Raw genomic sequence first — 26,686 nt, 5'->3', positions numbered from 1 at the left:
CTAGCGCATCCCGACAGCACCCCCGTTCCACGGGGGTCGCAGCGAATAGCCCCACCCGCGGATGGGGCAGGATGGAAGCACCGCACCGCCTGTTAGAGGGAGCAGCATTGATCGGGTACGTCGTCGTGATGGGCGTCGGCTACGTCATGGGGACGAAAGCCGGCCGCCGACGCTACGAGCAGATCGTCGGCACCTACCACGCGCTCACCAGCAGCCCGATGGCCAAAGCGGTGATCGACAAGGGACGGCGCAGTATCGCCAACCGGATCCATCCCGAGCCGACGATGGTGACACTGACCGAACTCGAGGACGGAACCACAGTGGTGCGGCCGCAAGACCCGGACGAACCCGACCTCTAGCTTGCGATCAGGCGGTCACCTCGTCGCCGCTGGCCTGCTCCAGCAGGCTGCGCCGATAAGCCTCCATCGCGACCAGGTCGCCGAAGAGCGCGTGGTATTCGTCGCTGTTGTCCACCGGTGACATGCGCTGCAGTTTGGACTTGACCTCGGCGATCTGCCGGCCCACCCATACCTCCTGCAGCCGGGCCAGCACCCCGCCGATATAGCGCGGCACCTTGTCGTCGTCGACGCGGATGGCCTCCACGCTCAACTCGTGGATGAGCCCGACGGTCAGCGGCGAGGTGGTCTGCTCCCGCACCGTTTCGATCCACTGAGCACCGGCGGCCGCGGCGGCGGTGCCGCCGGTCCCCCCGGCCGCGTCGATCGCCGAGCGCACCGCCGCGTAGCCGGGATGGGTGAAACTCTCCACCGTCAGACTGTCGAACACCGGCCCGGCCAGCGCCGGAAACTGCAGTGCCGCCTTGAGCGCCTCGCGCTGCGGCCACAGCGTCGGATCGGTCGGGTTGGGCCGCGCCACCGGCGCTTGCGGGGCCGCGGTGGCGGTCGCGGTGGGCACCCGGGTGGCGCCGCCCCGCGGGTCCTTGGCCTCTTTCTTGGCCGCAGCGCGCACCCGGCCGATCACCTGCCCGACGTCATCCCAGCCCACCCAGCCGGCCAGCTGGCGCGCGTATTCGTCGCGCAGCGTGCCGTCCTTGATCTGGGCGACCATCGGCACACAGCGCCGCAACGCCGCAACCCGGCCTTCGGCGGTGTCCAGGTCCATTTCGGCCAGCGCGGTGCGAACCGCGAACTCGAACAACGGAGTTCGTCGTGCCACCAGATCGCGCAGCGCCTCGTCGCCGTGTGCCAGCCGCAGGTCGCAAGGGTCCATGCCGTCGGCGGCCACCGCGACGAACGACTGTCCGGCCAGCTGCTGCTCGCCGTCTAGAGCTTTAAGCGCGGCCTTTCGTCCGGCCGCGTCGCCGTCGAAGACATAGATCAACTCACCCCGAAAGAACTTGTCGTCCATCATCAGTCGGCGCAGCATCGCCAGGTGCTCGTCGCCGAAGGCGGTTCCGCACGACGCGACCGCGGTGGTCACCCCGGCCAGGTGCATCGCCATCACGTCGGTGTAGCCCTCGACCACGATCGCCTGGTGCCCGCGGGCGATGTCGCGCTTGGCCAGGTCCAGACCGAACAGCACGTTGGACTTCTTGTACAGCGTGGTTTCGGGGGTGTTGACGTACTTGGCCTCCATCGGGTCGTCGTCGAACAACCGGCGCGCCCCGAACCCGATCACCTCCCCCGCCGAGGACCGGATCGGCCACAGCAGCCGGCGGTGGAACCGGTCCATCGGACCGCGCCGCCCCTCCCTGGACAGGCCCGCGGCTTCCAGTTCCTTGAACTCGAAACCCTTGCGCAGCAGGTGTTTTGTCAAGCTGTCCCAGCCGGACGGGGCGAACCCGCAACCGAACCGCTGCGCGGCGGCGGCATCGAAGTTGCGTTCGGTCAGGTATTTGCGCGCCGGTGCGGCCTCGGCGGTGCCCAGCGCCGCGACGTAGAACTCGGCGGCCGCCGCGTTGGCCGCGATCAGCCGGCTGCGGCCGCCGCGCTCGCGCTGGATATTGGTGGCCGATGCCCCGGTGTAGGTGATGGTGTGCCCGACCCGGTCGGCCAGCAACTCGACCGCCTCGACGAAACTGGCGTGCTCGATCTTCTGCACGAAGGCGTAGACGTCGCCGCCTTCCCCGCAACCGAAGCAGTGGAACAGGCCGTGGTTGGGCCGGACGTGAAACGACGGCGACTTCTCGTTGTGAAACGGGCACAGGCCCTTGAGCGAGTCGGCCCCGGCACGTCTGAGCTGCACGTAATCGCCCACGACGTCCTCGATGCGGACACGTTCGCGGATGGCGGCGATGTCGCGATCGGAGATACGGCCGGGCACCGGCTCAGTCTAGAGCGCACAGCGAGTCTCAAGCCGCCATGTTTTAAGCTCGGTTCGTCAACGTCGACGTCAGGGAGCGCGCATGAGTCAGTCCGAGCAGCCACCGGGGGCGAAATCCAGACGACCTCGGCTCCTGCTCGTGCTGGCCGTCGTCGCCCTGACGGTGCTGGGCGTGGTGACCTGGATGAGCCTGCCCGACCGGTCACGCGGCGCCTCCGGCATCACCGGCGAGACCGTCAAGCAGGTTCTGCTCGACGGCGCCGAACTGTCGAAGATGCTGGATCAGCCCTTCACCACCGTCACCGGTCCGCCGGCCTACGGCGACCTGGATGCGATGGAGGACTCGTCATCGCCCGGCGAATGTGTCGGCGTCGTCGACGTCGCACCCAAGAGCGTGTACGCCTCGGCCGACGTACAGAGCTACGCCCGTGAGACCTGGATCGACTCCGAGCCCAACCGGGACGGCTATAAGCCGCTCACCACCCGGGTGATGTTCGTCAAGGAGGCCGTGGTCGCGCTGCCCAGCGCGGCGGACGCCCAAGCGCTGTTCGCCGAGTTCACCGAGCAGTGGAAACGCTGCGACGGACGTCCGGTCAACGCCGACTCGAATTCGGGCGGGCAGCCGCACCTGCAGGGCACCGAAATGCACATCACCGGCGTCCGGGTCACCGATGACGTGTTGGCGGCCTCCATCGTGCTCGACAAGAGCCCCAAGGCCCCGGACACCCGCGCCGTCGGCGTGCGGGGCAACTGCATCGTCGGGGTGCTGATCGCGTTCACCGGCACCGAGAACGCCACCGGCTCCGGCGATCCTCAGACCAGCAGCATCCAGGCCGTGCAGGCGATGATGGACAAGGTCACCAAGCTCGGCTGAGTCACTCGACGAGGCGCTCCAGCCGGCCCTCGGTGAACGACGCGATCTGGTCGATGACAATTCGCAGCCGCACGCCGTCATCGGCTGCAGCGGCGAACGCCGGGACGAAGATCGGATCCAGGGTTTCCGGTGCCCCGGCGAGCAGCCGCTCGGCCACCGCGTGCACCCGCTCACGTTGGGCGGCCTGAATCTTGCGGTGCTGATCTTCGGACATGATGAACTGCACCGCAAGGGTTTTCAGCACGGCGACCTCGGCCCGCACCAGCTCCGGCACTTCCAGGTCGGCCTCGTAGCGACTCAGCGGCCGGCGGCCGGCGACGGCATGGGTGGCGGTGATCGCCGCGGAGGCAAACCGGCCGACCAGTTCGCTGGTCAGGCGCTTCAGCGCAACCGATGCCGACAGCGTCGCGTCGTAGGCGGCGACGGCGGCCACCACCGGCAGTTCGGTGAGTCGATGAGCGGCCGCCGCCAGATCGTGGACCCCGTCGGGATCGCCGAGGCGCGCCAGTTCGGCCACCGTCGAAGCATCGCCGAGCACCCGCAGGTCGATACGGCCCGCGACGACACCGTCTTCGACATCGTGCACCGAGTAGGCGACGTCGTCGGCCCAGTCCATGATCTGCGCTTCCAGGCAGACCCGGCCCTCCGGCGCTCCCCGACGCATCCATTCGGCAGCGGCCCGGTCCTCGTCGTAGAAGCCGAACTTGGTCCGGGCCGGGCCGGTTCCCGACAGCCGGGGCCACGGATATTTGGTGACCGCGTCCAGCGCCGCCCGGGTCAGATTCAGTCCTGCGCTTGCCCCGTGCGGCCCCACAACCTTGGGTTCCAGGCTGGTAAGGAGGCGGAAATTCTGCGCATTGCCTTCGAATCCCCCGCACTGCGAGGCGATTTCGTTGAGCGCCTGTTCGCCGTTGTGCCCATACGGCGGGTGTCCGATGTCGTGGGCCAGCCCGGCCAGGTCGACCAAGTCGGGATCGCAGCCCAGCCCGATCGCCATCCCCCGCCCGATCTGCGCCACCTCCAGCGAGTGGGTCAGCCGGGTGCGCGGGGTGTCGCCGTCGCGAGGGCCGACGACCTGGGTCTTGTCGGCCAACCGCCGCAGGGCGGCACTGTGCAGCACCCGGGCCCGGTCGCGGGCGAAGTCGGTGCGGTGCTGACCGCCGGTCCCGGGCAGGCCGGCCGTTTTCGACGACTCCCCCACGAGACGGTCGCGGTCGTGCGCGCCGTAGTTGTCGTACTCGTTGATGGCCACCGCCGCCAGTCTATTTTGACCCTGTGCGCATGGGCGGTACCGGCCGCAGGATTCCGGCGATCAGCCGCCGAACGCATATACATTGGCGAGCATGCGAATCACTCGCCTGATCAGCGCCGCCCTGGCGATTCTGGCCGCCGTGCTGCTGGTGGCGCCGGGCGCCGCGGCGCAACCCCCGCTGCGGCTGCCCAGCTCGATCACCGACAGCGCCGGGGTGCTCTCGCCCTCCGATCGCGCCGGAGTGCAGGCCGCGCTCGACAAGCTCTACGCCGATCGGCACGTCCGGCTGTGGGTGGTCTACGTCGACGTCTTCTCCGGGCAGACCGCCGACGACTGGGGCCGCAGCACGGCCCGGCTCAGCGACCTCGGCAGCAACGACGCGATGCTGGCGGTGGCCACCGCCGACCGCAGCTACGCGTTCCTGGTGTCCAGCGGCATCTCCGAGATCAGCACTGGCAAGGTTGATGCACTGCGCCGCAACCAGATCGAGCCGGCCCTGCACCGGGGCGATTGGGCCGGAGCGGCCACCGTCGCCGCCAGCGGACTGGACGCTGCGGCAGCACCGGCGGAGGTGAGTTGGGGGCCGATCCTGATCGCGCTGGGCGCGGTGGCCGCCGCCGGCGTGGTGGTGCTGTTGGTTGCACGTCACCTGCGGCGGCGCCGGCACAACGCGGCGCTGGTCGCGGCCCGGCGGGTCGATTCGACCGATCCGAATGCGCTGGCCGACGTGCCGGTGTTCGCCCTGGATGCGCTGTCCGGGGAGAAGGTGGTCCAGGTCGACAACGCGGTCCGCACCAGCACCAACGAGTTGCAGCTGGCGCTCGAGGAATTCGGCGAGGAACGCACCCGGCCGTTCGCGCAGGCGGTCGCCAGCGCCAAGTCCGCCATGGAGCACGCCTTCACGGTGCGCCAGCAACTCGACGACGACATCCCCGAGACACCGGCCCAGCAGCGCGAGCTGCTGACCGGGGTCATCGTCACCGCCTCGAAGGCCGACCGCGAATTGGAGACCCAGCGCGCGTCGTTCGAGCAGTTGCGCGACCTGGTCCTCAACGCACCGGCGCGCCTCGACGATCTGACCCGGCAGCTCGTGGAGCTGACCGGGCGCATTCCGGCCTCCGAGCAGCACCTGGTCGAGTTGCACCGCGAATTCGACGCCACGGCACTCAGTTCGGTGGCCGGCAACGTCAAGACCGCGCAGGACCGGGTGGCCTTCGCCGAACGCAACATCACCCGGGCCCGCGGGCTGGCCGACCACCCGGTGACCGGCGGGCAGAGCGAACTGGTCGACGTGCTACGGGCCGCCGAGTCGGGGTTGGGTCAGGGCCGGGCCCTGCTCGACGCGGTGGACAACGCCGCCCGCGACATCCGCCACGCGGTGGCCACGCTGCCGGAGGCCATCACCGACGCCGAGACCGGTATCGAGCAGGCCAACACGCAACTGCGGCGCGGGGCGGGCGCACACCGCGCCGAGCTGACCGCAGCCCGCGACGCCGCGGTCAAGGCCGTCGCCGCCGCCCGGGCCAGCGGTGACCCGCTGGGGACGTTCACCGCGTTGACCAAGGCCGACTCCGACTTGGACCGGCTGTTGGACACTGTGGCCGAAGAACGCGCGGCTGCCGAGCGATTGGCCCGAACCCTGGAACAGGCGTTGTTCACCGCGTCGTCGCGGATCCGCGCGGTGTCGGATTACATCGACACGCGCCGCGGCAGCGTCGGCCCGGAGGCGCGCACCCGGCTCGCCGAGGCCCGCCGCCGGCTGGACGCCGCACAGGACATGCGCGGCACCGACGTCGCCGGCGCCATCAGCCAGGCCAACGGCGCGGCCACGCTGGCGGCCGCGGCGCAGTCCCTGGCCAAGGCGGACGTGCAAGCTGCCCAGCGAGCGTATTACGGGCGCTACGGCGGCCCCGGCGGTGGCAACGACACCGGCGCCATGCTCGGCGGCATCATCATCGGCAACATCCTCAGCGGCGGCCGGATGGGCGGCGGCGGCTTCGGTGGCGGCGGAGGCGGGTGGAGTCCCACCTCGTTCGGCGGCTCCTCCGGTGGCGGCGGCTTCTTCGGCGGCGGTGGCCGCTTCTAGCCGCGCACGGTTCAGCGCCGGACGAACGCCACAACGGAAAGTGCCCGCACGCCGAAGCGTGCGGGCACTTTTACTCCGAGGCGGGTCAGGGAGTGGTGCTGGTCGGTCCGTCCGCGCCCTCCTGGCCGGTCTCCCCGGGCTTACCGGCCGTACCGTTGATCTCGGTGCTGCCGTTGCCGGTCGCAGACGCGGTGCCGCCAGCGCCGGGCGCGCCGCCCGGGCCGCCGGCCCCGCCGGCAGCGCCGGCGCCCCCGGTGCCGCCGTTGCCGCCCGCGCCACCGTCGCCGCCATTACCGGCGGTCGAGACGCCCCCGGAACCCTTGGTGGTGGCGTCGCCACCGGCCCCGCCGTTGCCGCCGGCACCGCCGGTCCCGCCGGGCTGGCCGGCCGCACCGGTGGCACCCTGGGCACCGACACCACCGGCGCCACCAGCACCAGCGGTCGCGATGCCGCCGGAGCCGTTGGACCGGGCGTCGCCGCCTGCGCCGCCGTCACCACCGGTGCCGGCGATGAGGCCCTGGCCGCCAGTGCCACCGGTCCCGCCGTCACCGGCGGTCGCGACACCGAGGTGACCGTTGGACCGGGCGTCGCCGCCGGCTCCGCCGTCCCCGCCGGTGCCACCGTGTCCGTTCTCGGCGGTACCGCCGGTACCACCCGTACCGCCGTCGCCGCCGGTCGAGTTGCCCTCGGAGCCGTTGGCGGTGCCGTCGCCGCCGCCACCGCCAGCGCCACCGGCACCGCCTTCACCGCCATTGCCGATGGGGGCGAACGAGTTCCCGCCGGTGCCACCGGCACCACCGTTGCCGCCGACGTCGGTGCCGCCCGCGCCGTTGGCGGTGGCGTCGCCGCCGTTACCGCCCGCACCACCGGCCCCGCCGTTGCCGAAGATCAAGCTGGCGGCATCGCTGGTGTTGCCACCGTCACCGCCGGCGCCACCGTTGGAGCCGGTCGTGACGCCGCCAGCGCCGTTGGCCGTACCGCCGTACCCGTCACCACCGGTACCGCCGACTCCGCCGTCGCCCATGATCGTGCCGCCGGTACCGCCGTTGCCGCCGGCGCCACCGTCGATCCCGGCCTCGGTGGAGTCCCAACCGTCGCCGCCGTCGCCGCCGTTACCGAAGAACCCGGCAGCACCACCGTCACCACCGACCTCACCCTGAATGGTGGAGTCCCAGCCGTCGCCGCCGTCGCCGAACCACAACCCGCCGGCGCCGCCGTCCGGGTTCTCCGCGGTGCCGTCGACACCGTTGCAGATCAGGCCGCACGCGCCATCGAGGCTCTCCAAGCCGTTCATCTGGATGTAGGCGGTGTTGATGGCATTGTCGATCTGCTGGCCGAAGTCACTGGTGATCCAGGCCTCCATGGCCGTGTGCCACGGGTCATACATCCACGAGTCGATCACGCTCGCCGGGTCAAGACTCGGGTTGGCCAGCAGCAGTTGGTCCCAGAACGGCGAGTCGCCGAACACGTCGTCCACCCCGGTGGTGTCCGCGGCCGAGCCGGCGACCATGCCGGGGTCGAATAGGTCCATCAGCCACTCGAGACCGTCGGCGTGTGCGTCGGGCGCGGTGGCCAATGGGGCCATCCCGAACGCCAAGAATGCGGCTGCGGTGCTTGAAACCCCGATCACGCGACTGCGGCGGCGTGCCCCCACGGCACGCGAATCATGCGGTTTCCCTACGTACTTACTGTTGGCCATCTGCCACCCTCCCTTGTTCAACCCAATTCTGCGGCGTAAGAATCTGTCTCGTTTCTTAGCTATCGTTGAGCCAACCGGGACGCGGCGCGGCTGTCAACCTGACCCGCAACAGTCTCAGGAATGCCTGCCCGTCCTGTTGCCCTTGCAGGACAACAGGTTACGGAATCACTCCTACAGTCGACATTTTGAGCCGCATAACCCGTTGGAGCGCACTCGGTTTTGACCGCTGGGTCGTTCAGCAGCCCTTGAGGCGCACGGCCAGATAGTCGGCCACCGCGTCGATGGCCACCCGCTCCTGGGCCATGCTGTCGCGTTCGCGCACCGTGACGGCGTGGTCTTCGAGGGAGTCGAAGTCGACCGTGATGCAGAACGGGGTGCCGATCTCGTCCTGGCGCCGGTAGCGCCGGCCCACCGCCCCTGCGTCGTCGAACTCGACGTTCCAGGATTGCCGCAGCTCGGCGGCCAGATCCCGGGCCTTGGGCGAAAGGTCGGCGTTGCGGCTCAGCGGCAGCACAGCAGCCTTGACCGGCGCCAGTCGCGGGTCCAGCCGCAGCACGGTGCGCTTGTCCACCCCGCCCTTGGCGTTGGGGGCCTCGTCCTCCTGGTAGGAGTCGACCAGGAAGGCCATCAGCGAGCGGGTCAGGCCGGCTGCCGGTTCGATCACGTACGGCACGTAGCGGGTGTCGGATGCCTGGTCGTAGAACGACAGGTCCACACCGGAATGCTCTGAGTGCGTGGTCAGATCGAAGTTGGTGCGGTTGGCGATGCCTTCCAGCTCACCCCACGGGTTCCCGGCGAAACCGAACTTGTACTCGATGTCGGTGGTGCCGGCGGAGTAGTGCGACAGCTTCTCGAGCGGGTGTTCGTAGAGGCGCAGGTTCTCACGCTTGATACCCAGGTCGACGTACCACTGCAGGCGCGCGTCGATCCAGTACTGGTGCCACTCGGGCGCGGTGGACGGCTCGACGAAGAACTCCATCTCCATCTGCTCGAACTCACGGGTCCGGAAGATGAAGTTGCCGGGGGTGATCTCGTTGCGGAAGCTCTTGCCGATCTGGCCGATTCCGAACGGCGGCTTGCGACGTGCCGTGGTCACCACGTTGGCGAAGTTGACGAAGATGCCCTGCGCCGTTTCGGGCCGCAGGTAGTGCAGGCCCTCTTCAGACTCGATCGGGCCCAGGAAGGTCTTGAGCATCATGTTGAAGTCACGGGGCTCGGTCCACTCGCCCTTGGTGCCGCAGTCCGGGCAGGAAATCTCGCTCATCGGCACGTCGTCGGGGTTACCACCCTTTTTCAGTGCCACCGCTTCCTGCATGTGGTCCTGGCGGTGCCGCTTGTGGCAGTTGAGGCACTCCACCAGCGGATCGTTGAACACCGCGACGTGACCGGAGGCGACCCACACCTGCCGCGGCAGGATGATCGCACTGTCCAAGCCGACGACATCGTCTCGCGACGTCACGACCGAGCGCCACCACTGACGCTTGATGTTCTCCTTGAGCTCCACCCCGAGTGGCCCGTAATCCCACGCCGACTTTGTGCCGCCGTAGATCTCGCCCGACTGGAAGACCAGGCCACGTCGCTTGGCGAGGTTGGCAACGGTGTCGATGATGGACGCCACGAGGGGGTGCTCTCCTGTCTTGACGGGACGCGCCGGCAACGCCGACACACAAAATCTCAGTCATCGTATCGACACCGCCGAGGTTCTTTGACATGCGTCATTACGCATGGAACAGTGGAGCCAGCTGAAAACGATTTCCAACATGGGCGGAGGTGGTGGTATGTCGCCCACAGCATCGGGGCTGGTAGCCGACGACCACCAGCACCACGGCCCCGCCTTCCCCGCCACGCCGCCGCGGGAGATCCTCGACGCCGCCGGCGAATTGCTGCGGGCGCTGGCCGCTCCGGTGCGCATCGCGATCGTCCTGCAGCTGCAGGAATCGCACCGCTGCGTGCACGAGCTCGTCGACGCGCTCGGGGTGCCCCAGCCGCTGGTCAGCCAGCACCTGAAGATCCTCAAATCCGCCGGGGTGGTCACCGGGGAACGGTCGGGCCGCGAAGTGCTCTACCGGTTGGCCGACCACCACCTGGCGCACATCGTCATCGACGCGGTGGCCCACGCCGGTGAGGACCGTTGACCGCCCCGGGAGTGCGCTCCACCCGGCAGCGCGCAGCGATCTCGGCGCTGCTGGAGACCGTCGACGATTTCCGTTCGGCCCAGGAACTGCACGACGCGCTGCGTGAGCGCGGGGAGAACATCGGACTGACGACGGTCTATCGCACGCTGCAGGCGATGGCGTCGGCCGGACAGGTCGACACGTTGCGCGCCGACACCGGCGAGTCGGTGTACCGGCGCTGCTCGGAGCACCATCACCACCATCTGGTCTGCCGCCACTGCGGTGCCACCGTCGAGGTGGGCGATCACGAGGTCGAGGAGTGGGCGGCCCAGATCGCCGCCGAGCACGGCTTCTCCGACGTCAGCCACACCATCGAGATCTTCGGTACCTGCGCCGACTGCAGGCAGTAAGTAAGCCCGCCGGTCGGATCAGCCCGGCGAGCCGTTGCTGGCGCCGCTACCTCCTTCGCCACCTTCACCGCCCCGGCCCAGGTTGCCGCCGTTGCCACCGTTACCGCCGTTGCCGCCGGAGGCGCCGGTGTTGGTCCCCGACGGGTCGTAACCGTCGCCGCCGTCGCCACCGTTGCCGGCCGGCAGTGGCGCCGGGTTGCTACCGGCCGCTCCGGATGTGCCGGCCGTTCCCCCGCCACCGGCGCCACCGCTACCGGCGTCGCCGCCGGAGCCCCCGGCGCCCCGCAAACTGGTGGTACCGCCATTGCCGCCGTTGCCGCCGGCACCTTCGTTGTCGCCAATCGCCGCGCCGACGCCGCCGCCGGCCACCCCGGCTGCGCCCTGGGCCCCGTTACCGCCATCGCCGGCGAGGGCGCCGTTGCCGCCGGTGCCACCGGCACCACCGTTGCCGTTGGTGCCACCGGCCCCGGCGGTGGTACCGCCGCCGCCACCGTCGCCGCCCTGGCCGCCCCCGCCGGCGGTGCCGGCGTTGCCGCCGGTGCCGCCGCCGCCCTTGGCCGCGCCGGTGTCGCTGCCGCCGGCGATGCCCGACTGGCCGGCGCCGCCGTTGCCGCCTGCTCCGGCGTTGCCACCGGTACCGCCCTGGCCGCCTTGGCCACCGTTGCCGTTGGCGCCGATGGTGCTTCCGGTCCCGCCGTTGCCGCCGGTACCGCCCTGGCCTCCGATGCCGCCGGTGCCGCCCGCGCTTCCGGACTGGCCATTGGCGGTGACGCTCGAGGTGTTGACGCCGTTGCTACCGGTGTATCCGGCGCCGCCGGTGCCGCCCTGTCCACCGGTTCCGCCGGTTCCGGCGTTACCACCGGTGCCGGTGGCCGCCTGGGCACCGGTGCCGCCCAGCAGTTTGCCGCCGGCTCCGCCGTTGCCACCGTTGCCACCGTCACCACCGGCACCGCCGACGCCGCCCTGGGTGCCCGCAACCGTGCTCGAGGTGCCGACCGAGCCGACGGTTCCCATTCCGCCGCCGCCACCGATCGCACCGGTACCGCCGTTGCCGCCGGTCCCAGCTGCCCCGGAGATCGAGCCGCCGTTGCCGCCTTGACCGCCATTACCGCCGGAGCCGCCGTTGCCGCCGTCCAAGCCGGTGGTGTTCGCGGAGTTGTCGGTGCCCGCGGTTCCCGAGCCGCCGGTACCGCCGTTGCCGCCCTTACCGATGTTGCCGCCGTCGCCGCCGGCACCGCCGTTGCCGCCGGAAGTTCCCGCCGGTGCCCCGCCCGCTGACGGGTCATACCCGGCACCACCGGCGCCACCGTTGCCGGCCGGCCCGGCCACGCCTTCGCCGTCGGCAGCCGTATCGCCGGCGCTGCCGGTGCCCGCCGCCCCGCCGGTTCCGGCCGCGCCCGCGGTGCCGGCGGCCCCGCCCTGGGTGGAATCGCCGCCGGCGCCACCGTTGCCGCCACCGCCGGCGCTGCCGTGCATGGTCTGTCCGGCCACCCCGGCTTTACCGGCTCCACCGTCACCACCGGTGGCACCGTTGCCACCGGCTCCGGCGTTGCCGCCATCACCGTTCGCCCCGAGAGCGCCACTCCCACCGGCAGTGCCGCCGCCGTCACCGCCGTGGCCGCCACTGCCACCGGTCCCGACGCCGCCGGCGTCGCCGCCGGCCTGGCCGTCCATATCATTGACGCCGGTCCCGCCGGTGGTACCGGCGAAGCTGTAGCCGGCGCCGGCATTACCGCCGACCGCGCCGTTACCGCCGGCGCCGCCTCTACCGCCGGCGCCGGAGATCGAACCACCGAGTCCGCCGTTGCCGCCCGCGCCGCCCGAGCCGCCGTTGAGGCCGGATCCGCCGTCGACGACGGTCGACGTCCCCGCGGCTCCGTTGCTGCCCGCCGTGCCGGAGCCACCGGCGCCGCCGTCACCGCCCTTGCCGATATTGCCGCCATTGCCCGCGGCGCCACCGTTGCCGCCGTTAGTCCCCGCCGACGCCCCGGAACCCGCCGCTGACGGGTCATAACCGGCACCGCCGTCACCGCCGTTGCCGGCCGGCCCGCTCACCCCGGTGCCCGCATTGCCCTCATTGCCCGGAGTCGTCGTGCCGTCGCCGTTCGTCCCGGCAGCACCACCGGCACCGGCGATCGCCGAATCCCCGCCGTTACCGCCGTGCCCGCCCGAACCGGCGACACCATCGAAACCGGCATCGGTGGCGGTGCCTGCCGCACCCGTGCCGCCGCCACCACCGGCGGCCCCGTCGCCGCCATTCCCGCCGTGCCCGCCGGCACCGTCGGCACCCGCGGCGGTACCGGCCGTCGAGCCACCCGCACCGCCGTTGCCGCCGGCACCGCCGACACCTGCGGTGCCCGCAGCACCACCGTTGCCACCGCCGCCGAGCGCCGCACCGGTGTCACCACCACCGGCGGTTCCCGCCACGCCCAGCGCGCCGGCCCCGCCGGCACCGGCGTTACCACCGGCACCGCCTTGGCCGCCGGAGCCACCCGTGCCGTTGGTGCCCACCGAACCGGCCGCCCCGTTGGTGACGCTGCCCGCCGCACCGCCGTCACCGCCGACGCCACCGTCGCCGCCGCGACCACCTACGCCACCGGCGGTGCCGGCGCCACCGTTGCCGAGCGTCGTCCCGGCAGCACCACCGTTAGCACCCGCGACACCCGCAAGCCCACCACCGCCGCCGCCACCATTGGCGCCGCTACCGGCGTTACCACCGCTACCCGCGGCCCCGGAGGTCGATCCACCATTGCCGCCGTGGCCACCGTTACCACCGGCGCCGCCGGATCCACCGGCCAAACCGTTGACGCCGCCGGCCTGCGCTACCCCGTTGACGTCCGCTCCGCCCTGGGTGGCGGAGTTGTCGGCTCCGGCGATGCCGGAGCCACCGTCGCCGCCCAAACCGCCGGCGCCGATATTGCCGCCGTTACCGCCGTTGCCGCCGTTGCCGCCGTTGGTTCCAGCGGCCGCCCCGGAACCAGCTGCGGTCGGGTCGTAGCCGTTGCCGCCGGCACCGCCGTTGCCGGCCGCTACCGAAAGGCTCTGTCCACCGGTGCCGGAGCCGCCGGCCGTGCCGGCCGTGCCGGTGCCGCCGGTGCCGGCGTTGCCACCGCCGCCGGCGGCCCCGCCTTGGGCTGAGTTGCCGCCGTTCCCGCCGTCGCCGCCGGCGCCGAGTGCTCCGTCCGAGCCGGCTACTCCGGCCAGCCCCTGCGCGCCGACGCCACCGTTGCCGCCGCCGGCCCCGGCGCCGCCGTCACCACCCTTGCCGCCGGAGCCGTTGTTGCCGGCCGTGCCACCGGCGGTCGACCCGCCCCCGCCACCGTCACCGCCGCGACCGCCCGCCCCGGCGGTTCCGGCCGCGCCGCCACTGCCGCCGGCACCTTGGTTGACCGCCAGCGTCGCGTCGCCAGTCGCACCCTCACCGCCGGAGCCGGCGGTACCACCGTTGCCGCCTTGGCCGCCGTTTCCGCCATTGCCGTTGACTCCCACCGTGGCATTGGCGCCGGTGCCGGCGTTGCCGCCGGTGCCGCCTGCGCCACCCTGCCCGCCCTCGCCACCCTGGCCGCCAGCCTGACCGGCGCCGTCGTTGGTGGACAGCACGCCCTGCTGACCGATGTAGCCGACCCCACCCTGGCCGCCCTGGCCGCCCTGGCCGGCGTCGCCACCGTTGCCGGCGGTGCCCGGCGCGCCCGCGTCGAGACTGGACTGGTCGCCGGTCCAGTTGCCACCGGCGCCGCCGTTGCCTCCGGCCCCGCCCGCGCCGCCCTTTCCGCCGGCGGCAATGGAACTGCCCTCCCCGCCGGCACCGCCCTTGCCGCCGCTGCCGCCGGTACCGCCGTTGCCGGCCGCCCAGCCACCGGACCCGCCGGCACCGCCGGCACCCCCGGAACCACCGTTGCCGCCGTCACCGCCGACGCCGGCGTCGAAGGCCGCGCTACCGCCCAACCCGCCGTTGCCACCGGCCAGCCCGGTCCGAGCACCGTCGGACATGAGGGTGGCGGCCTGCCCGGCGAAGCCACCCTGAGCAACTGGCGTCTGGTTGAAGCCGTTGCCGCCGTCGCCCCCGTTGCCGCCCAGCAGTCCCTTAACGCCGTCGGCGCCGTCGGATCCGGCCACGCCGGTGCCGGCCAGCCCGCCGGTCCCGGCGGCACCCCCGAGGCCGCCGGCGCCGGCCACACCGGCATTGGCACCGGCGCCCCCGTTACCGCCGTCGACGTGGCCGGCGGTGCCGTGGGCGGCATCGCCGCCATTGCCACCGGAACCGGCGTCACCGCCGAGGCCGCCGATGCCACCGTCACCGTTGGCCCCGGCGCTGCCGGAACCGCCCGCGGCCACACCGCCACCGGCACCACCGGCACCACCGTTGCCGCCCTGGCCGCCGTTGCCGCCGAGTGCGGCGTCACCGCCGTTGGCGCCACCGGCGGCATGAGCGTCGGTCGCCGCGTCGTAGCCGTCGCCGCCGAGCCCGCCGCGACCGCCGGCGCCACCGACACCTCCGGCGCCGCCTTCGCCGCCGTCACCGGCGATCGATCCGCCCAGCCCGCCGTTGCCGCCGGCCCCGCCGTTGCTGCCGGCGCCGCCGACCTCACCAGCGGTGCTGAGCTGCCCGGCCGATGTCGCTGCTGTGCCGTCGTCGCCCTGGTCGCCGGCTGCTCCGGCGCCGCCGGCGCCACCGTTTCCGCCGTTGCCGTAGCTGCCGCCGTTGCCGCCGGCACCACCGTTTCCGCCGTCGAGGGCGGAAGCGGTCGATGTCCAGCCCGCTCCGCCATCACCCCCGTCACCACCGCTGGTGGCCGTCCGGCCGGCGGCTGCCAGCCCGGTCGCGCCCAGCCCGCCGGCACCGGCCTTGCCGACCTCACCGCCGTTGCCGCCGGCACCACCGTCGGCGTGGTCGGCGGTACCGGCGGCTCCTGCGCCGCCATCCCCGGCGGCACCGGAGTTGCCACCGGACCCGCCGTTGCCGTCGGCCCCAGCCAGGCCCGCACTGCCGAAGTGCGCGCCACCGCCACCGGCGCCGGCTTGGCCGCCGGCGCCACCGACGCCGCCGTTACCGCCGTCGCCACCATCGCCGCCGGCACCAGTCGCATGAGCAGCGAAGTCACCGGTAGCGCCCAGGCCACCGACGCCGCCGTTGCCGCCGGTAGCGCCGTTGCCAGCACTGCCGCCGCGGCCACCGTCACCGAACAGCAGCGACGAACTGGAGCCTCCCGCGCCGCCGTTGCCGCCGGAGCCGCCACCGCCGCCCACGCCGCCCAGCCCGCCGGTACCACCGCCCACCGACCAGATGCCCTGGGCGCCGGCGACTCCCGCGGTGCCCAGGCCGCCGTCACCGCCGAGCCCCCCGGCGCCACCGCTGCCGAATAGCCAGCCCATTCCGGCGCCACCGGCGCCGCCGTTGCCTCCGGTGAATCCCGCGCCCCCGTCGCCGCCGGCGCCACCGCTGCCGCCGACACCCATGAACGACCCACCGTCGCCGCCGGCGCCCCCGACGAAGCCGCCGCCGCTGGCGCCGCCCGCCCCACCGTTACCGAGGAAGCCTGCGACGCCCCCGGCGCCGCCGGCGGTGCCGTCGGCACTGCCGTCGTAGCCGGCACCACCGTCACCGAAGAGCCAGCCGCCGGCCCCGCCGTCCGGGTTGGCCGCGTCGCCGGCGGCGCCGTTGCCGATCGCGAAGGAACCCAGCAGACCGTTGATCGCGGTGTCGACCTGGATGCCGAACGGGCTGTTGATCCAGTCCTGCAGCCCGGCATACAGCGGGGTGTAGATCCACTGGTCGAACAGCGCGGTCCAGTCGGTCGGTGAACCCGAGGCCAGGCCGGGCAGCTGGTCGTCCCAGGCCGCCGGGTTGAACCAGTCCTGCAGGTCATAGGCGCCGGCTGGTGCGCCTGGGTCGACATCGGACAGCGGCGCGGCCCCGAACAGGTCGGTCAGCCAGCTGAAATCCAGGTCCGCGTGCGCCGGCGGTGCGCTGGCCAGTGGTGCCATACCCAACGCGAGGAATGCCCCGACAGCGGTTCCGGCACCCAGTGCGCGGCGATGCTGACGCTTTCCTGTGCGAAGTGCGACCAGCTGTCCCGTGCCACGGCGCCCACCAGACATCGAGAGTCTCCTATCCAGACCCCCAGTCCGGTTTTTTGATTCACTTATTCCTCGCCCAGGCGCGAGTCTATGTTTTTGGAGCAGAATTTCCAAAAGAAATTTGAGAAAGCGCTCATGTTCTTTTCATCTTGGTGGAGCTGTCGCTGATCGAGCAGCCCGGTTCGCTGCATCACGCGACTACTCCACTAGCAGGGTGGTACGCCCGGAGTGCAACCCGTCGCACCGGAAGCGCCCTTCGCGCCTCCCTGCCCGACACCACCTGATCCGCCCGCGGTGCCACCGCCCCCGGTACCGGCGGCGCCACCGGAACCCGCGGTGCCCGCCGCGCCACCGTTCCCGCCGCCGCCTCCGGTGCCCCCTTTGCCTTGCGAATCCAGGCCCAGCAGGTCCCCGGCCAAAGACTGCCCACGGCCGCCATTGCCGCCGCCGCCGCCCGTGCCGCCGACGCCGCCGGTGCCGGCGGTACCCCCGACACCGCCGTTGCCGGCGCTGCCCGCCGCCCCATTCGTCGCCGTGCCCGCGGCCCCGCCCTGCCCGCCTGCTCCGCCAAGCCCGCCGGTGCCGCCCAACCCGCCGGTGCCTCCAATACCGCCGTCACCGCCCCGCGTGGTGCTGGCGGCCAAAACGTTGGCGGCTTGTCCGCCGACGCCGCCGGTGCCGCCCACCAGGCCTGCGGCGCCGGTACCGCCCTTCCCACCGGCACCGCCGAGACCGCCGGCGCCGCCGTCGCCCGAGATCGAACCGCCGGCACCTCCGGCACCGCCGGCACCGCCGACGCCGCCGATGCCCCCGGTGGCGCCGATACCGCCGTTGCCGCCTTGTCCACCGTTTCCGCCGATGGCGCTCGCGATACCCACGCCGACGGTGGCGGCGCCGCCTGTCCCCCCTACCCCGCCGGGCGCGCCGGTTCCGGTCGGCGCGCCCGCGGCGCCGGGGCTGCCGTTGCCGCCAATGCCGCCGTTGCCCCCGCGGTACTCGCCCACGGCGATCACGCCGGTGGAGCTGCCGCCAGTGCCGCCCGTCCCACCGGTCTGGACGCTCGTGGTGCTGCCATTGGTACCGGCACCACCGGTGCCGGCGGGGGTGAATACCCCTTGGGACGAGCCGGCCTTTCCTCCAGCGGCCGTTCCGGTCGGTGTCGGATTCACCCCCGTCGTTCCCTGACCCCCATTTCCGCCGGCGCCGCCCTGACCGCCGTTGCCGATATTGCCGCCGTCGCCGCCGCGGCCGCCCTGTCCTCCGGCGGCACCGCCGATGGGCTGGTTATAGCCGCGTCCGCCGTTGCCGCCGTCGCCGCTGTGCCCGCTCGGCAGCCCGCCGGCGGCGCCGGCGGTCCCGGCAGTGCCTCCGCCTCCCGCGGTGCCGCCGGCCGCACCGCCGTTACCGCCGCCACCACCGGTCCCGACGTCACCGCCACGACCGCCCGCCCCGCCGATGCCGCTGTTGGCCCCAGTGGTGTTGTCAGCACCGGTCCCGCCGTTGCCACCCGCACCGGCGAGGCCCCCGGTACCGCCGGCACCGCCGTTTCCGTTGACGCCGACTGCGCCGGTGGCGAGATTGGTGCCGGCATCACCGCCGCGGCCGCCGGCACCGCCCTGGCCACCGACACCGCCGTTGGTCCCATTACCGCCGACACCGTTGTTGGCGCTCAGCACCCCGGCGGCACCGGCCGCTCCCACGCCGCCGGCGCCGCCCTTGCCGCCGGCACCGCCCTGGCCTCCGGCGCCGATGCCGCCGGCACAGTTGGCGCCGGGCAGATCCAGGCAGTTCCCGCCCGCCCCGCCGGCGCCGCCGTTGCCGCCGCGGCCGCCGGTGCCCGCGGCCCCGGTCAGGCTGCCCGCCCCACCGGTCCCGCCGGCTCCGCCGTCGCCGCCCTTGCCACCGGCTCCGCCCTGATACCCGCCGCTTCCGCCGAGGCCCCCGGCCCCGCCGTTGCCGCCGTCGCCCCCGGCTCCGCCGACCCCGTTGAGCGCGGCGGCGTTGCCGCCGAGGCCACCGGCGCCCCCGGTCGCGGCGCCACCCGAGGCCAGAACGGCGAACCTGGCCACCGAACCCGTCCCCGAATAGTCGTAGCCGCGTCCACCGATACCGCCGTTGCCGCCACCGGTGGCCATCTGCCCGTCGGCACCGGCCGTACCGGCACTACCGCTGCCGGCCAGCCCGCCGCTGCCCGCCGCTCCGGCGGCGCCGCCGGCTCCGACCGCGCCGGGGTCGGCGCCGTCGCCGCCGTTGCCGCCCGCGGTGTGCGCCGCGGTGCCGGCGCCGCCGTTACCGCCGTTGCCCCCGGAACCGGAATTCCCACCGGCTCCGCCGTTTCCGCCATCGCCGTTGGCGCCGGCCAGCCCGTGGGCGGCCGCCCCGCCGTCGCCGCCCCGGCCACCGGACCCGCCGTCACCGCCGGCCCCGCCCAGCCCGGCATTGCCGCCGTTGCCGCCGAATACCCCGTCGCCGCCGTCTGCGCCGACACCGCCGACACCGCCCCGGCCACCGTCACCGCCGCGGCCGCCGGCGCCACCATTGCCCGCGATCGCGCCCCCGGCCCCGCCGGCGCCGCCATCACCGCCGGCACCCCCGGCCTGACCGGCCTGTCCTGCCGCGCCGTCGGCGCCGCCGGTCACGGTGGGTTCGGCATCGGCTCCGTCCGCGCCCCCAGCGCCGTTACCGCCGTTCCCGCCGGCGCCGCCGTCGCCGTGATCGCCGCCGGCACCGCCGGCGCCCCCGTTGCCTCCGGTCGCGCCGTCCACGCCGGCGTCCATGCCGTTGCCGCCGGCGCCGCCGTTACCGCTGATCCCGTCGACCGCATCGCCGGTCGCCCCGCCGGACCCAGTTGCCCCGAACAGACCGGCGATACCGCCGCGCCCGCCGGCGCCGGCCAGCCCGGCATTACCGCCGGCACCGCCCGCCCAGCCATCGAGGTGCCCGTCGGCGCCGTCGGCACCGGTACCACCGCTACCCCCGGTTCCGGCCGCACCACCGGAACCGCCCCGGCCGCCGACGCCGAACACCAGCCCGCCCGCGCCGCCGCGGCCACCGGCGCCACCGTTGCCACCGTCGGCACCGTCGCCGCCGGCGGCATTGATTCCCGCCGCGCCGTCCGCCCCGGCGATTCCGGCGCCACCGTCCCCGCCGTCGCCGCCTCTGCCCAGCAGCCAGCCGCCGGCACCGCCGTCGCCGCCGGCCAAGCCGTCGCTTCCGGCGCCGCCCGCCCCGCCGTTGCCGAACATCCCGGCATCGCCGCCGTTGCCGCCGTCGTACCCGGCACCGCCGTCACCGAGCAGCCAGCCACCGGCGAACCCGTCGAGGTGATCGGCGGTACCGGCCGCGCCGTTGCCGATGGCAAAGCTGCCGAGCACCACGTTGACCGCGTCGGCGATTTGCTGGCCGGCGGCGCTGTCGAGCCACTCCGCCACCCCGGCGTGCAGCGGGGTGTAGAACCACTGGTCGAACAGGTGACTCAGGTCGACGGGGTCGAAGGCGACCGCCGGAGCCGGCTCGGGGGCCAGCAGATCGAGTAGCCAGTCGGTATCGACGACGTCGGCCCGTACCGGCGGGACGGCTGCCGGGGTCATGCCGAATGCCAGCACGGTGCCGACGGCGGTGACCGCGGCCCGGCCGCCGCGATGCTTGGCGATCACGTCGCCCCCAATCTCCCGCCTTTGGGGACAGATCAGCGAACCCTCAGATCACGTTAAGCTAACGCCTCGGAGAGGGGCCGTCAAAGAAGCCCGGGTCAGGACGTGAGCGCCTGGCGGATGTCAACGCCTTTGGCCAGCACCAGCAGCACCAGCGTGCACAGCGCGTCGTCGGTCAGGCCCGAGCCGGGAAAGTTGTAGCGCAGCAACACATCTGCGGTCTTGGTGGTGCCCTTCTCGACCACCGTGACGGTCCCCAGTTGGCTGAGCCGCGCCTGCTCGGCCGCCCGCTCGCGAAGTTTCTTGGTCAGCGCCAGATCCCAGCCCAAGATCTGGGTCAGCGACACCAGCTCCAGCTCGTCGGTGATCGGCACCACCCGCAACGAGGCCAGGGTGCCCTCGTGGTGGACAGTCAACGCGCCGTCGGGCTCGGCATCGGTGGTCAGCACGGTGGCCAGCACCGTGGCGAGGCGGTCGGCCAGCCCTGTCATCACGCCGTCCCGAATCGGCGCTGGCGTGAGGCGTACTGTTCGCACGCCTCCCACAAGTCGCGGCGGTCGTAGTCCGGCCACAGTTTCTCTTGGAAGATGTACTCCGCGTAAGCGGCCTGCCACAGCATGAAGTTGGACGACCGCTGCTCCCCGGAGGTGCGGATCAACAGGTCGACATCAGGCATGTCCGGCCGGTGCAGATGCCGGGCGACGGTGGCCTCGGTGATCCGGTTCGGCTTGAGCTTGCCCGCAACGGCTTCGGCGGCGATCGCCTGCGCGGCTTCGGCGATCTCGGTGCGCCCCCCGTAGTTGACGCAGTAGTTGATGGTGATGACGTCGTTGCCGACGGTCATGTCCTCGGCGATCTCGAATTCCTTGATGACGCTGCGCCACATCTTCGGCCGCGAACCAACCCAGCGCATCCGCACCCCCATCGCGTTGAGGTTCTCCCGGCGGCGGCGCACCACCTCACGGTTGAACCCCATCAGGAAGCGCACCTCTTCGGTGGAGCGCTTCCAGTTCTCCGTGGAGAACGCATACACCGTCAGCCACTTGACGCCGAGTTCGATTGCGCCGCAGGTGATGTCGATCAGCACCGCCTCGCCCATCTTGTGCCCCTCGGTGCGGCTCAGCCCGCGTTGAGTGGCCCAGCGGCCGTTGCCGTCCATCACCACCGCGACGTGGTTGGGCAGCGCCTCGGCCGGGATCTGCGGGGCCACCGCCTTGGAGGTGTGCTGCGGCGGACGGCACGGCCCACCTCCCGGCGGCGCCGGCAACGCCGGAAAGACCACCGGCCAGGTGGACTTGTCCGGGAACACCGGATAGTCGTCGGGGGCCGCGGGAAGCTGCGGGAACGCAGCCTTGCGCCCAGCCCGATTCAACACCATCTGCCCTATCCTGCCCGACCGGTACCGCGCCGCCCGCGGCGATCACGTATTCGCCGCGGCGGCTTACCTGTCAGCGCGACGATCAGGAATCGGCACTGAGGTCCATCGCGACGAAGTCCAGCCGCCACAGCGACTGGAACAGCCTGCGCCCGAACTTCTCCAGGTCCGCCGCGCTCGCCCGCACCGAACCGCCGGCCTGCGCCAGGTTCGCCGCGATCTCCCGGATGCTGCGGCGGCCGTCGATGCTCTGGACGAACGGCAGCTGGGTGGCGTTGAGCGGCATTCGCCAGCCCGGCCGGAAGATCTCGTTGCCGTTGAGGCCGCACTTGAAGCGGTACAGCGGCACGTAGTCGAGGCTGTCGGCCGTGGCGAAGTCGATCACGTAGCTGTTCTTGGGACGCTCGGGGCGGGTGGCAATGAAGAAGTGCCGCGCGTTGAGGGTGTGGATGCGCTCCATCACCGACCAGATCTTGGCCTCCGGCAGCGCATTCACCTTCTCGTAGAAGCCACCGCCCGGCGCGGCCACATCGTGGGCGTAGTACGGCGCCTTGAGCAGCCAGCCCTGGAAGTCGAGTCCGGCCGAATTGGCCAGGTCGATGCAGCCGTCGACGTCGTAGCTCTTGGCCCGACCGTGCAGGAAGGTGTCCACCAGACCCGAATCGGAGGCCAGGTCGCCGGCGATCTTGAGGTACGGCTGGACGGGATGGTCCTGCGACAGCATCCGGATGGCCTGGCGAACGGTCTGGATCGACTCGTCGCTCTGTTCCAACCCGAGGTCCTGGAAGACGCCCTCGAGGATCTCGATGCCGATCCGGCCATAGCGCGCGTAGAGCATGATGCCGGCGACGCCGTCGGGTCGCAGGCAGTCCGCCACCGCCTTCATGCCCACCTTCGGGTCGGCCATGTGGTGCAGCACCCCGGTGGAGACCGCCAGGTCGAAGTCCTGGCCCAGCGTGGACAGCTCCTCGATCGGCAGCTGGTGGAGCTCCAGATTCCACAACCCGTGCTTGTCCTTGAGGTACTGCTGATGCCCCAGCGACGACGCGCTGATGTCGACGGCCACCACCCGGGCCTTGGGGTTGTTGTAGGCGAAGACCGCCGCCTGGTTGGTGCCGCAGCCCGCGATCAAGATGTCGAGGTCGGGCCGGTAGTCCCGGTCCGGCCACAGCACCCGGTGCGCATGGCTCGGGTCGAACCACTCCCAGTTGCCGGCCGACCACGCCTGCAGGTCGTGGATCGGCGGCGGGTACGTCCACCGCTCGTACTGACGGGAGACGACGTCGGCGCGTGGGTTCTCGGTCACTTCGTTGTGGCTCCTTGTTGCGTTGCCCCCGGCGATCGAATCAGACTCTAGCGGGGGTTATTCGGGCCGGCGCGACGGGTGCGGCTCACATCGGAGCGGCGTGCCAGACGCGTCGGTTGATTCTGTTTTGCGATCTCAGCGGGCGTGTCCGGGGTGGCCGGGTTGGCCCGGCTGACCGGGCTGGCCGGGAGTTCCGCCCGGTCCGGCGGCACCGCCCGCGCCACCGGCACCGCCCGCGCCGGGTTTGCCGCCGACACCACCGGCGCCCCCGGCACCGCCGTGTCCGCCGGCGCCGCCCTTGCCACCGTCGCCGCCCTTGCCACCCTGACCGCCTTGGCCGCCCTTACCACCCTGGCCGCCCTTGCCACCTTGGCCGCCCTTGCCACCCTGACCGCCCTTGCCGGCAGCACCCGGGGCGCCGTCAGCACCGTCGGCCCCGTCAGCGCCGTCGGCTCCATCAGCGCCGGGGGCATGCGCCGGCAGTGGGGCCATGATCCCGACACCGGGGACGGCTCCGATGCCCGCCTGCGCGACCGGGACGACCACCGGGACCATTCCCGCGACCAGCAGGGCGCCCGCCGCGGCGCCGAGCCCGGCCACGTAACGCGGCGCAGTGTAGTGCGCCCAGCGCCCCCACCCGGTGTCGTGAATCATTCGGCCTGCCTTCCACATTGAGCGTTCGGATCGTGAAGTCGCATCAGCCTACCGCCGACGCGTGGGCGGTCCACCGAAACGGACACAAATGCCAGGTCGGTCGGGGTGAGTCAGCCGTCGCTGCCGGCCGCCTTGGCGTCCGTATCCGCCGCGGCGCCCTGTCCCGCTGCCCGCTGAACCCGCTCCACCAGGGGCAATGTTCGCAGCCGGCGCTCCAGGTGCCACTGCAGATGGGCGGCCACCAATCCGCTGGCGTGGCTGCGGTGCGCCGAGGTCGAAGCCTGTGCGGCCTCCCAGTCCCCGTCGTGCAGCGCCGACATCAGGTCCAGCACCCCCAACGGCGGGGTGGTCGCGCCGGCCGGGCGGCAGTGGCCGCAGACGCTGCCGCCGGCAGCGACGTGAAAGGCCCGGTGCGGGCCGGGGGTGGCGCAACGGGCGCACTCGGTCAGCGCCGGCGCCCACCCGGCCACCGACATCGCCCGTAACAGGTAGGCGTCCAACACCAATTCGCGGGGGCGGCTGCCGTCGGCCACCGCCCGCAGCGCACCGACCGTGAGCCGGTGCAGCGCCGTCGCCGGAGCCCGCTCGGCGCCGGCGAGGCGTTCGGCGGTCTCCAGCATCACGCAGGCACAGGTGTAGCGGCCGTAGTCGCTGACGATGTTGCCGGCGAACGAGTCCACCGACACCACCTGGGTGACGATGTCGAGGTTGCGGCCCGGATGCAGCTGCACGTCGATGTGGGCGAACGGCTCCAGCCGGGCGCCGAACTTACTGCGGGTACGGCGCACTCCCTTGGCCACCGCGCGGACCAGCCCGTGGTCGCGGGTGAGCAAAGTGACGATCCGGTCGGCTTCGCCGAGCTTGTGCTGGCGCAGCACCACCGCCCGGTCCCGGTACAGCCGCATCGCACCAGTTTCGCATCACCACAGGGACGTTTCGAGGACGGTCACCGGCGTGGCACGCCGGATACTCTCGTCACCGATGACCCACCCGCCCGCGGCGCCCGGCACCCGCTTTCCCACTCTCACCGAGCAGCTCTACCAGCTGGCCAGCGGCGAGGTGACCTCGGTCGACCTGGTCCGCCGCTCGCTGCACGCCATCGACAACAGCCAGTCCACGCTGAACGCCTTCCGGGTGGTGTTCACCGAGTCGGCGCTGCGCAGTGCCGCCGACGCCGACCGGCGCCGGGCTGCCGGCCACCGCGCCCCGCTGCTGGGCGTCCCGATCGCGGTCAAAGACGACACCGACATCGCCGGCGTGCCAACCTCGTTCGGCACGATCGGCTACGTCGAACCCGCCAGCGGCGACGCCGAGGTGGTGCGGCGGCTCAAAGCCGCCGGCGCGGTGATCGTCGGCAAGACCAACACCTGCGAGCTGGGCCAGTGGCCGTTCACCAGCGGCCCCGGGTTCGGCCACACCCGCAATCCCTGGTCGCGCCGGCACACCCCGGGCGGCTCGTCGGGGGGCAGCGCCGCCGCGGTCGCCGCCGGCCTGGTCGCCGCGGCGATCGGATCCGACACCGCCGGCAGTGTGCGTATCCCCGCCGCATGGACACATCTGGTGGGCATCAAACCGCAACGCGGCCGCATCTCCACCTGGCCGCTGCCCGAGGCGTTCAACGGCCTCACCGTCAACGGGGTGCTGGCCCGCACGGTGGCGGACGCGGCGCTGGTGCTGGACGCGGCCGCCGGCAACGCCGAGGGCGATCGGCACAAACCGCCGCCGGTCACCGTCTCCGATTACGTGGGAAGCGCGCCGGGCCAATTGCGGATCGCGCTGTCGACCCGGTTTCCTTATACCGGGTTCCCGGCCCGGTTGCACCCGCAGATCGGCGCCGCCCTGGAGCACGTCGCCGGACAGCTGCGGTTACTGGGGCACGTCGTGCTGCGGGGCAACCCCGACTACGGGGTGCGGCTGTCGTGGAACTTTTTGTCCCGCTCCACTTCGGGTGTGTTGGCCGCGGCGAGCAACCTCGGCGGCGGCGTCACGCTGGACCCGCGGACGCTGGCCAATATGCGCACCGGCCGACTGCTGTCGCAGGCCGTACTACGCAAGGCCCGCTCCCACGAGTCGAAGGACCAGCGCCGGGTGGGGTCGATCTTCCGCATCGTCGACGTGGTGCTGGCGCCGACCACCGCCCAACCTGCGCCGCTGGTGCAGGCCTTCGACGACCTGAACGCCCTGGAGACCGACCGCGCTATCGTCGCGGCCTGCCCGGTGACCTGGCCGTGGAACCTGCTGGGATGGCCGTCGATCAACGTGCCGGCCGGGTTCACCTCCGAAGGACTGCCGATCGGGGTGCAATTGATGGGACCGGCCCACAGCGACGGTCTGCTGGTTTCGCTGGCCGCGGAGTTGGAGGGCATCGGCGGCTGGGCGGCGCGACAACCCACGCCGTGGTGGCGCACCGAGCCCGATTCCTGCCGGTAACGCACCGAAAAGCCCGTCACCTTTGTCTTCTGCGTGGTATTCGACTCTCCGCTAAGCTGACACGGTCGTTTTGGACTTCGTAAATCACGTAACAGTCCAACAGGTGAAAGGCGTCTTCGAAATGGCCTCTCTGTCGTTGACCAGGATCGCTGTCGCAGCCGGCAGTCTGGCTTTGTCGCTGTCCGCCGGAGCCGGGTTGGCTTCCGCGAGCCCGGACCTCGGCCCGATCATCAACACGACCTGCAGCTACTCGCAGGTGGTGGCTGCCCTCAATGCGGAGAACCCCGCAGCGGCCGCGGAGTTCAACGCGTCCGGCAACGCCAGTGGCATGTTGCAGATGTTCCTGAACTCGCCTCCTGCCAAGCGGCAGCAGTACGCCACCATGATCCAGAGCATGCCCGAGGCGCAGCCGTACATCGGCACCATCACCTCGGTCGCCGGTTCCTGCAACAACTACTGAGCGGATCGTCGC

18 protein-coding genes are annotated in these 26,686 nt (G+C 72.3%); 7 read left to right on the top strand and 11 right to left on the bottom strand.

Going from position 1 to position 26,686, the window contains the following annotated elements; genetic code table 11:
• Nucleotides 1-107 precede the first annotated feature (107 nt).
• Nucleotides 108-359: a hypothetical protein gene (locus AC5Y31_RS04860; RefSeq protein ID WP_064855235.1), complete on the top strand. Its 252-nt coding sequence runs from the start codon at nucleotides 108-110 to the stop codon at nucleotides 357-359.
• 7 nt (nucleotides 360-366) lie between these two features.
• Here the strand turns inward: AC5Y31_RS04860 and dnaG are convergent, their stop codons facing one another.
• The gene (gene dnaG, locus AC5Y31_RS04855) at nucleotides 367-2,283 is read right to left on the bottom strand and encodes a DNA primase (RefSeq protein ID WP_499978484.1); all 1,917 of its coding nucleotides are present in this window, start codon (nucleotides 2,281-2,283) and stop codon (nucleotides 367-369) included.
• Nucleotides 2,284-2,365: 82 nt separating this feature from the next.
• On the opposite strand from dnaG, the gene AC5Y31_RS04850 reads away from it, so the two are divergent.
• Complete coding sequence (locus tag AC5Y31_RS04850; RefSeq protein WP_301636712.1) at nucleotides 2,366-3,157, top strand: sensor domain-containing protein; 792 nt, start codon at nucleotides 2,366-2,368, stop codon at nucleotides 3,155-3,157.
• Between the two features lies 1 nt (nucleotide 3,158).
• On the opposite strand, the gene AC5Y31_RS04845 is transcribed toward AC5Y31_RS04850, so the two are convergent.
• Nucleotides 3,159-4,409, bottom strand: coding sequence for a deoxyguanosinetriphosphate triphosphohydrolase (locus AC5Y31_RS04845; RefSeq protein ID WP_499978482.1), 1,251 nt, complete (start codon nucleotides 4,407-4,409; stop codon nucleotides 3,159-3,161).
• A 91-nt stretch (nucleotides 4,410-4,500) separates the two neighbouring features.
• On the opposite strand from AC5Y31_RS04845, the gene AC5Y31_RS04840 reads away from it, so the two are divergent.
• A complete protein-coding gene (locus tag AC5Y31_RS04840; RefSeq protein WP_499978481.1) occupies nucleotides 4,501-6,495 on the top strand; it encodes a TPM domain-containing protein in 1,995 nt (664 codons plus the stop codon).
• A gap of 85 nt (nucleotides 6,496-6,580) precedes the next feature.
• Here AC5Y31_RS04840 and AC5Y31_RS04835 read toward each other — a convergent pair whose 3' ends face one another.
• Nucleotides 6,581-8,080: a PGRS repeat-containing protein gene (locus tag AC5Y31_RS04835; protein WP_499978479.1), complete on the bottom strand. Its 1,500-nt coding sequence runs from the start codon at nucleotides 8,078-8,080 to the stop codon at nucleotides 6,581-6,583.
• 349 nt (nucleotides 8,081-8,429) lie between these two features.
• Nucleotides 8,430-9,851: a glycine--tRNA ligase gene (locus AC5Y31_RS04830; RefSeq protein WP_499978968.1), complete on the bottom strand. Its 1,422-nt coding sequence runs from the start codon at nucleotides 9,849-9,851 to the stop codon at nucleotides 8,430-8,432.
• A 121-nt stretch (nucleotides 9,852-9,972) separates the two neighbouring features.
• Between AC5Y31_RS04830 and AC5Y31_RS04825 the strand changes: the two genes are divergently transcribed.
• Nucleotides 9,973-10,329: an ArsR/SmtB family transcription factor gene (locus tag AC5Y31_RS04825; RefSeq protein WP_301636708.1), complete on the top strand. Its 357-nt coding sequence runs from the start codon at nucleotides 9,973-9,975 to the stop codon at nucleotides 10,327-10,329.
• Complete coding sequence (locus tag AC5Y31_RS04820) at nucleotides 10,326-10,718, top strand: Fur family transcriptional regulator (RefSeq protein ID WP_499978477.1); 393 nt, start codon at nucleotides 10,326-10,328, stop codon at nucleotides 10,716-10,718. Before AC5Y31_RS04825 ends, AC5Y31_RS04820 begins: the two co-directional genes overlap by 4 nt.
• An 18-nt stretch (nucleotides 10,719-10,736) precedes the next feature.
• Here the strand turns inward: AC5Y31_RS04820 and AC5Y31_RS04815 are convergent, their stop codons facing one another.
• The 7 genes from AC5Y31_RS04815 to recO all read right to left on the bottom strand — a co-directional run bounded on the left by AC5Y31_RS04815 (nucleotide 10,737) and on the right by recO (nucleotide 24,689).
• Nucleotides 10,737-16,817: a PGRS repeat-containing protein gene (locus tag AC5Y31_RS04815; RefSeq protein WP_499978475.1), complete on the bottom strand. Its 6,081-nt coding sequence runs from the start codon at nucleotides 16,815-16,817 to the stop codon at nucleotides 10,737-10,739.
• Between the two features lie 185 nt (nucleotides 16,818-17,002).
• Nucleotides 17,003-20,452 (bottom strand): PGRS repeat-containing protein, encoded by a 3,450-nt coding sequence (locus tag AC5Y31_RS04810; protein ID WP_499978473.1) that lies wholly within the window; start codon nucleotides 20,450-20,452, stop codon nucleotides 17,003-17,005.
• A gap of 95 nt (nucleotides 20,453-20,547) precedes the next feature.
• Nucleotides 20,548-20,940: a hypothetical protein gene (locus tag AC5Y31_RS04805; RefSeq protein WP_065024066.1), complete on the bottom strand. Its 393-nt coding sequence runs from the start codon at nucleotides 20,938-20,940 to the stop codon at nucleotides 20,548-20,550.
• Nucleotides 20,940-21,827: a decaprenyl diphosphate synthase gene (locus tag AC5Y31_RS04800; RefSeq protein WP_301636701.1), complete on the bottom strand. Its 888-nt coding sequence runs from the start codon at nucleotides 21,825-21,827 to the stop codon at nucleotides 20,940-20,942. The genes AC5Y31_RS04805 and AC5Y31_RS04800 overlap by 1 nt, the downstream gene beginning before the upstream one ends.
• Nucleotides 21,828-21,909: 82 nt before the next feature.
• Complete coding sequence (locus AC5Y31_RS04795) at nucleotides 21,910-23,130, bottom strand: class I SAM-dependent methyltransferase (protein WP_065024064.1); 1,221 nt, start codon at nucleotides 23,128-23,130, stop codon at nucleotides 21,910-21,912.
• A gap of 135 nt (nucleotides 23,131-23,265) precedes the next feature.
• Nucleotides 23,266-23,784 (bottom strand): hypothetical protein, encoded by a 519-nt coding sequence (locus AC5Y31_RS04790; RefSeq protein WP_499978470.1) that lies wholly within the window; start codon nucleotides 23,782-23,784, stop codon nucleotides 23,266-23,268.
• Nucleotides 23,785-23,894: 110 nt separating this feature from the next.
• The gene (gene recO, locus AC5Y31_RS04785) at nucleotides 23,895-24,689 is read right to left on the bottom strand and encodes a DNA repair protein RecO (RefSeq protein WP_065024063.1); all 795 of its coding nucleotides are present in this window, start codon (nucleotides 24,687-24,689) and stop codon (nucleotides 23,895-23,897) included.
• Between the two features lie 76 nt (nucleotides 24,690-24,765).
• Here recO and AC5Y31_RS04780 point away from each other — a divergent pair, with 76 nt between their 5' ends.
• Both AC5Y31_RS04780 and AC5Y31_RS04775 read left to right on the top strand, forming a co-directional pair.
• Nucleotides 24,766-26,214 carry an amidase gene (locus AC5Y31_RS04780; protein ID WP_499978468.1) on the top strand — a complete coding sequence of 483 codons (1,449 nt, stop codon included), beginning with the start codon at nucleotides 24,766-24,768 and terminating at the stop codon, nucleotides 26,212-26,214.
• A 121-nt stretch (nucleotides 26,215-26,335) separates the two neighbouring features.
• Complete coding sequence (locus tag AC5Y31_RS04775; protein WP_065024088.1) at nucleotides 26,336-26,674, top strand: hemophore-related protein; 339 nt, start codon at nucleotides 26,336-26,338, stop codon at nucleotides 26,672-26,674.
• Nucleotides 26,675-26,686: the final 12 nt, after the last annotated feature.

This window comes from Mycobacterium sp. NGS18 (assembly GCF_059813185.1).
The sequence above is the reverse complement of the archived record's forward strand: the minus strand, read 5'-3'. Positions and strand labels throughout refer to the sequence as shown.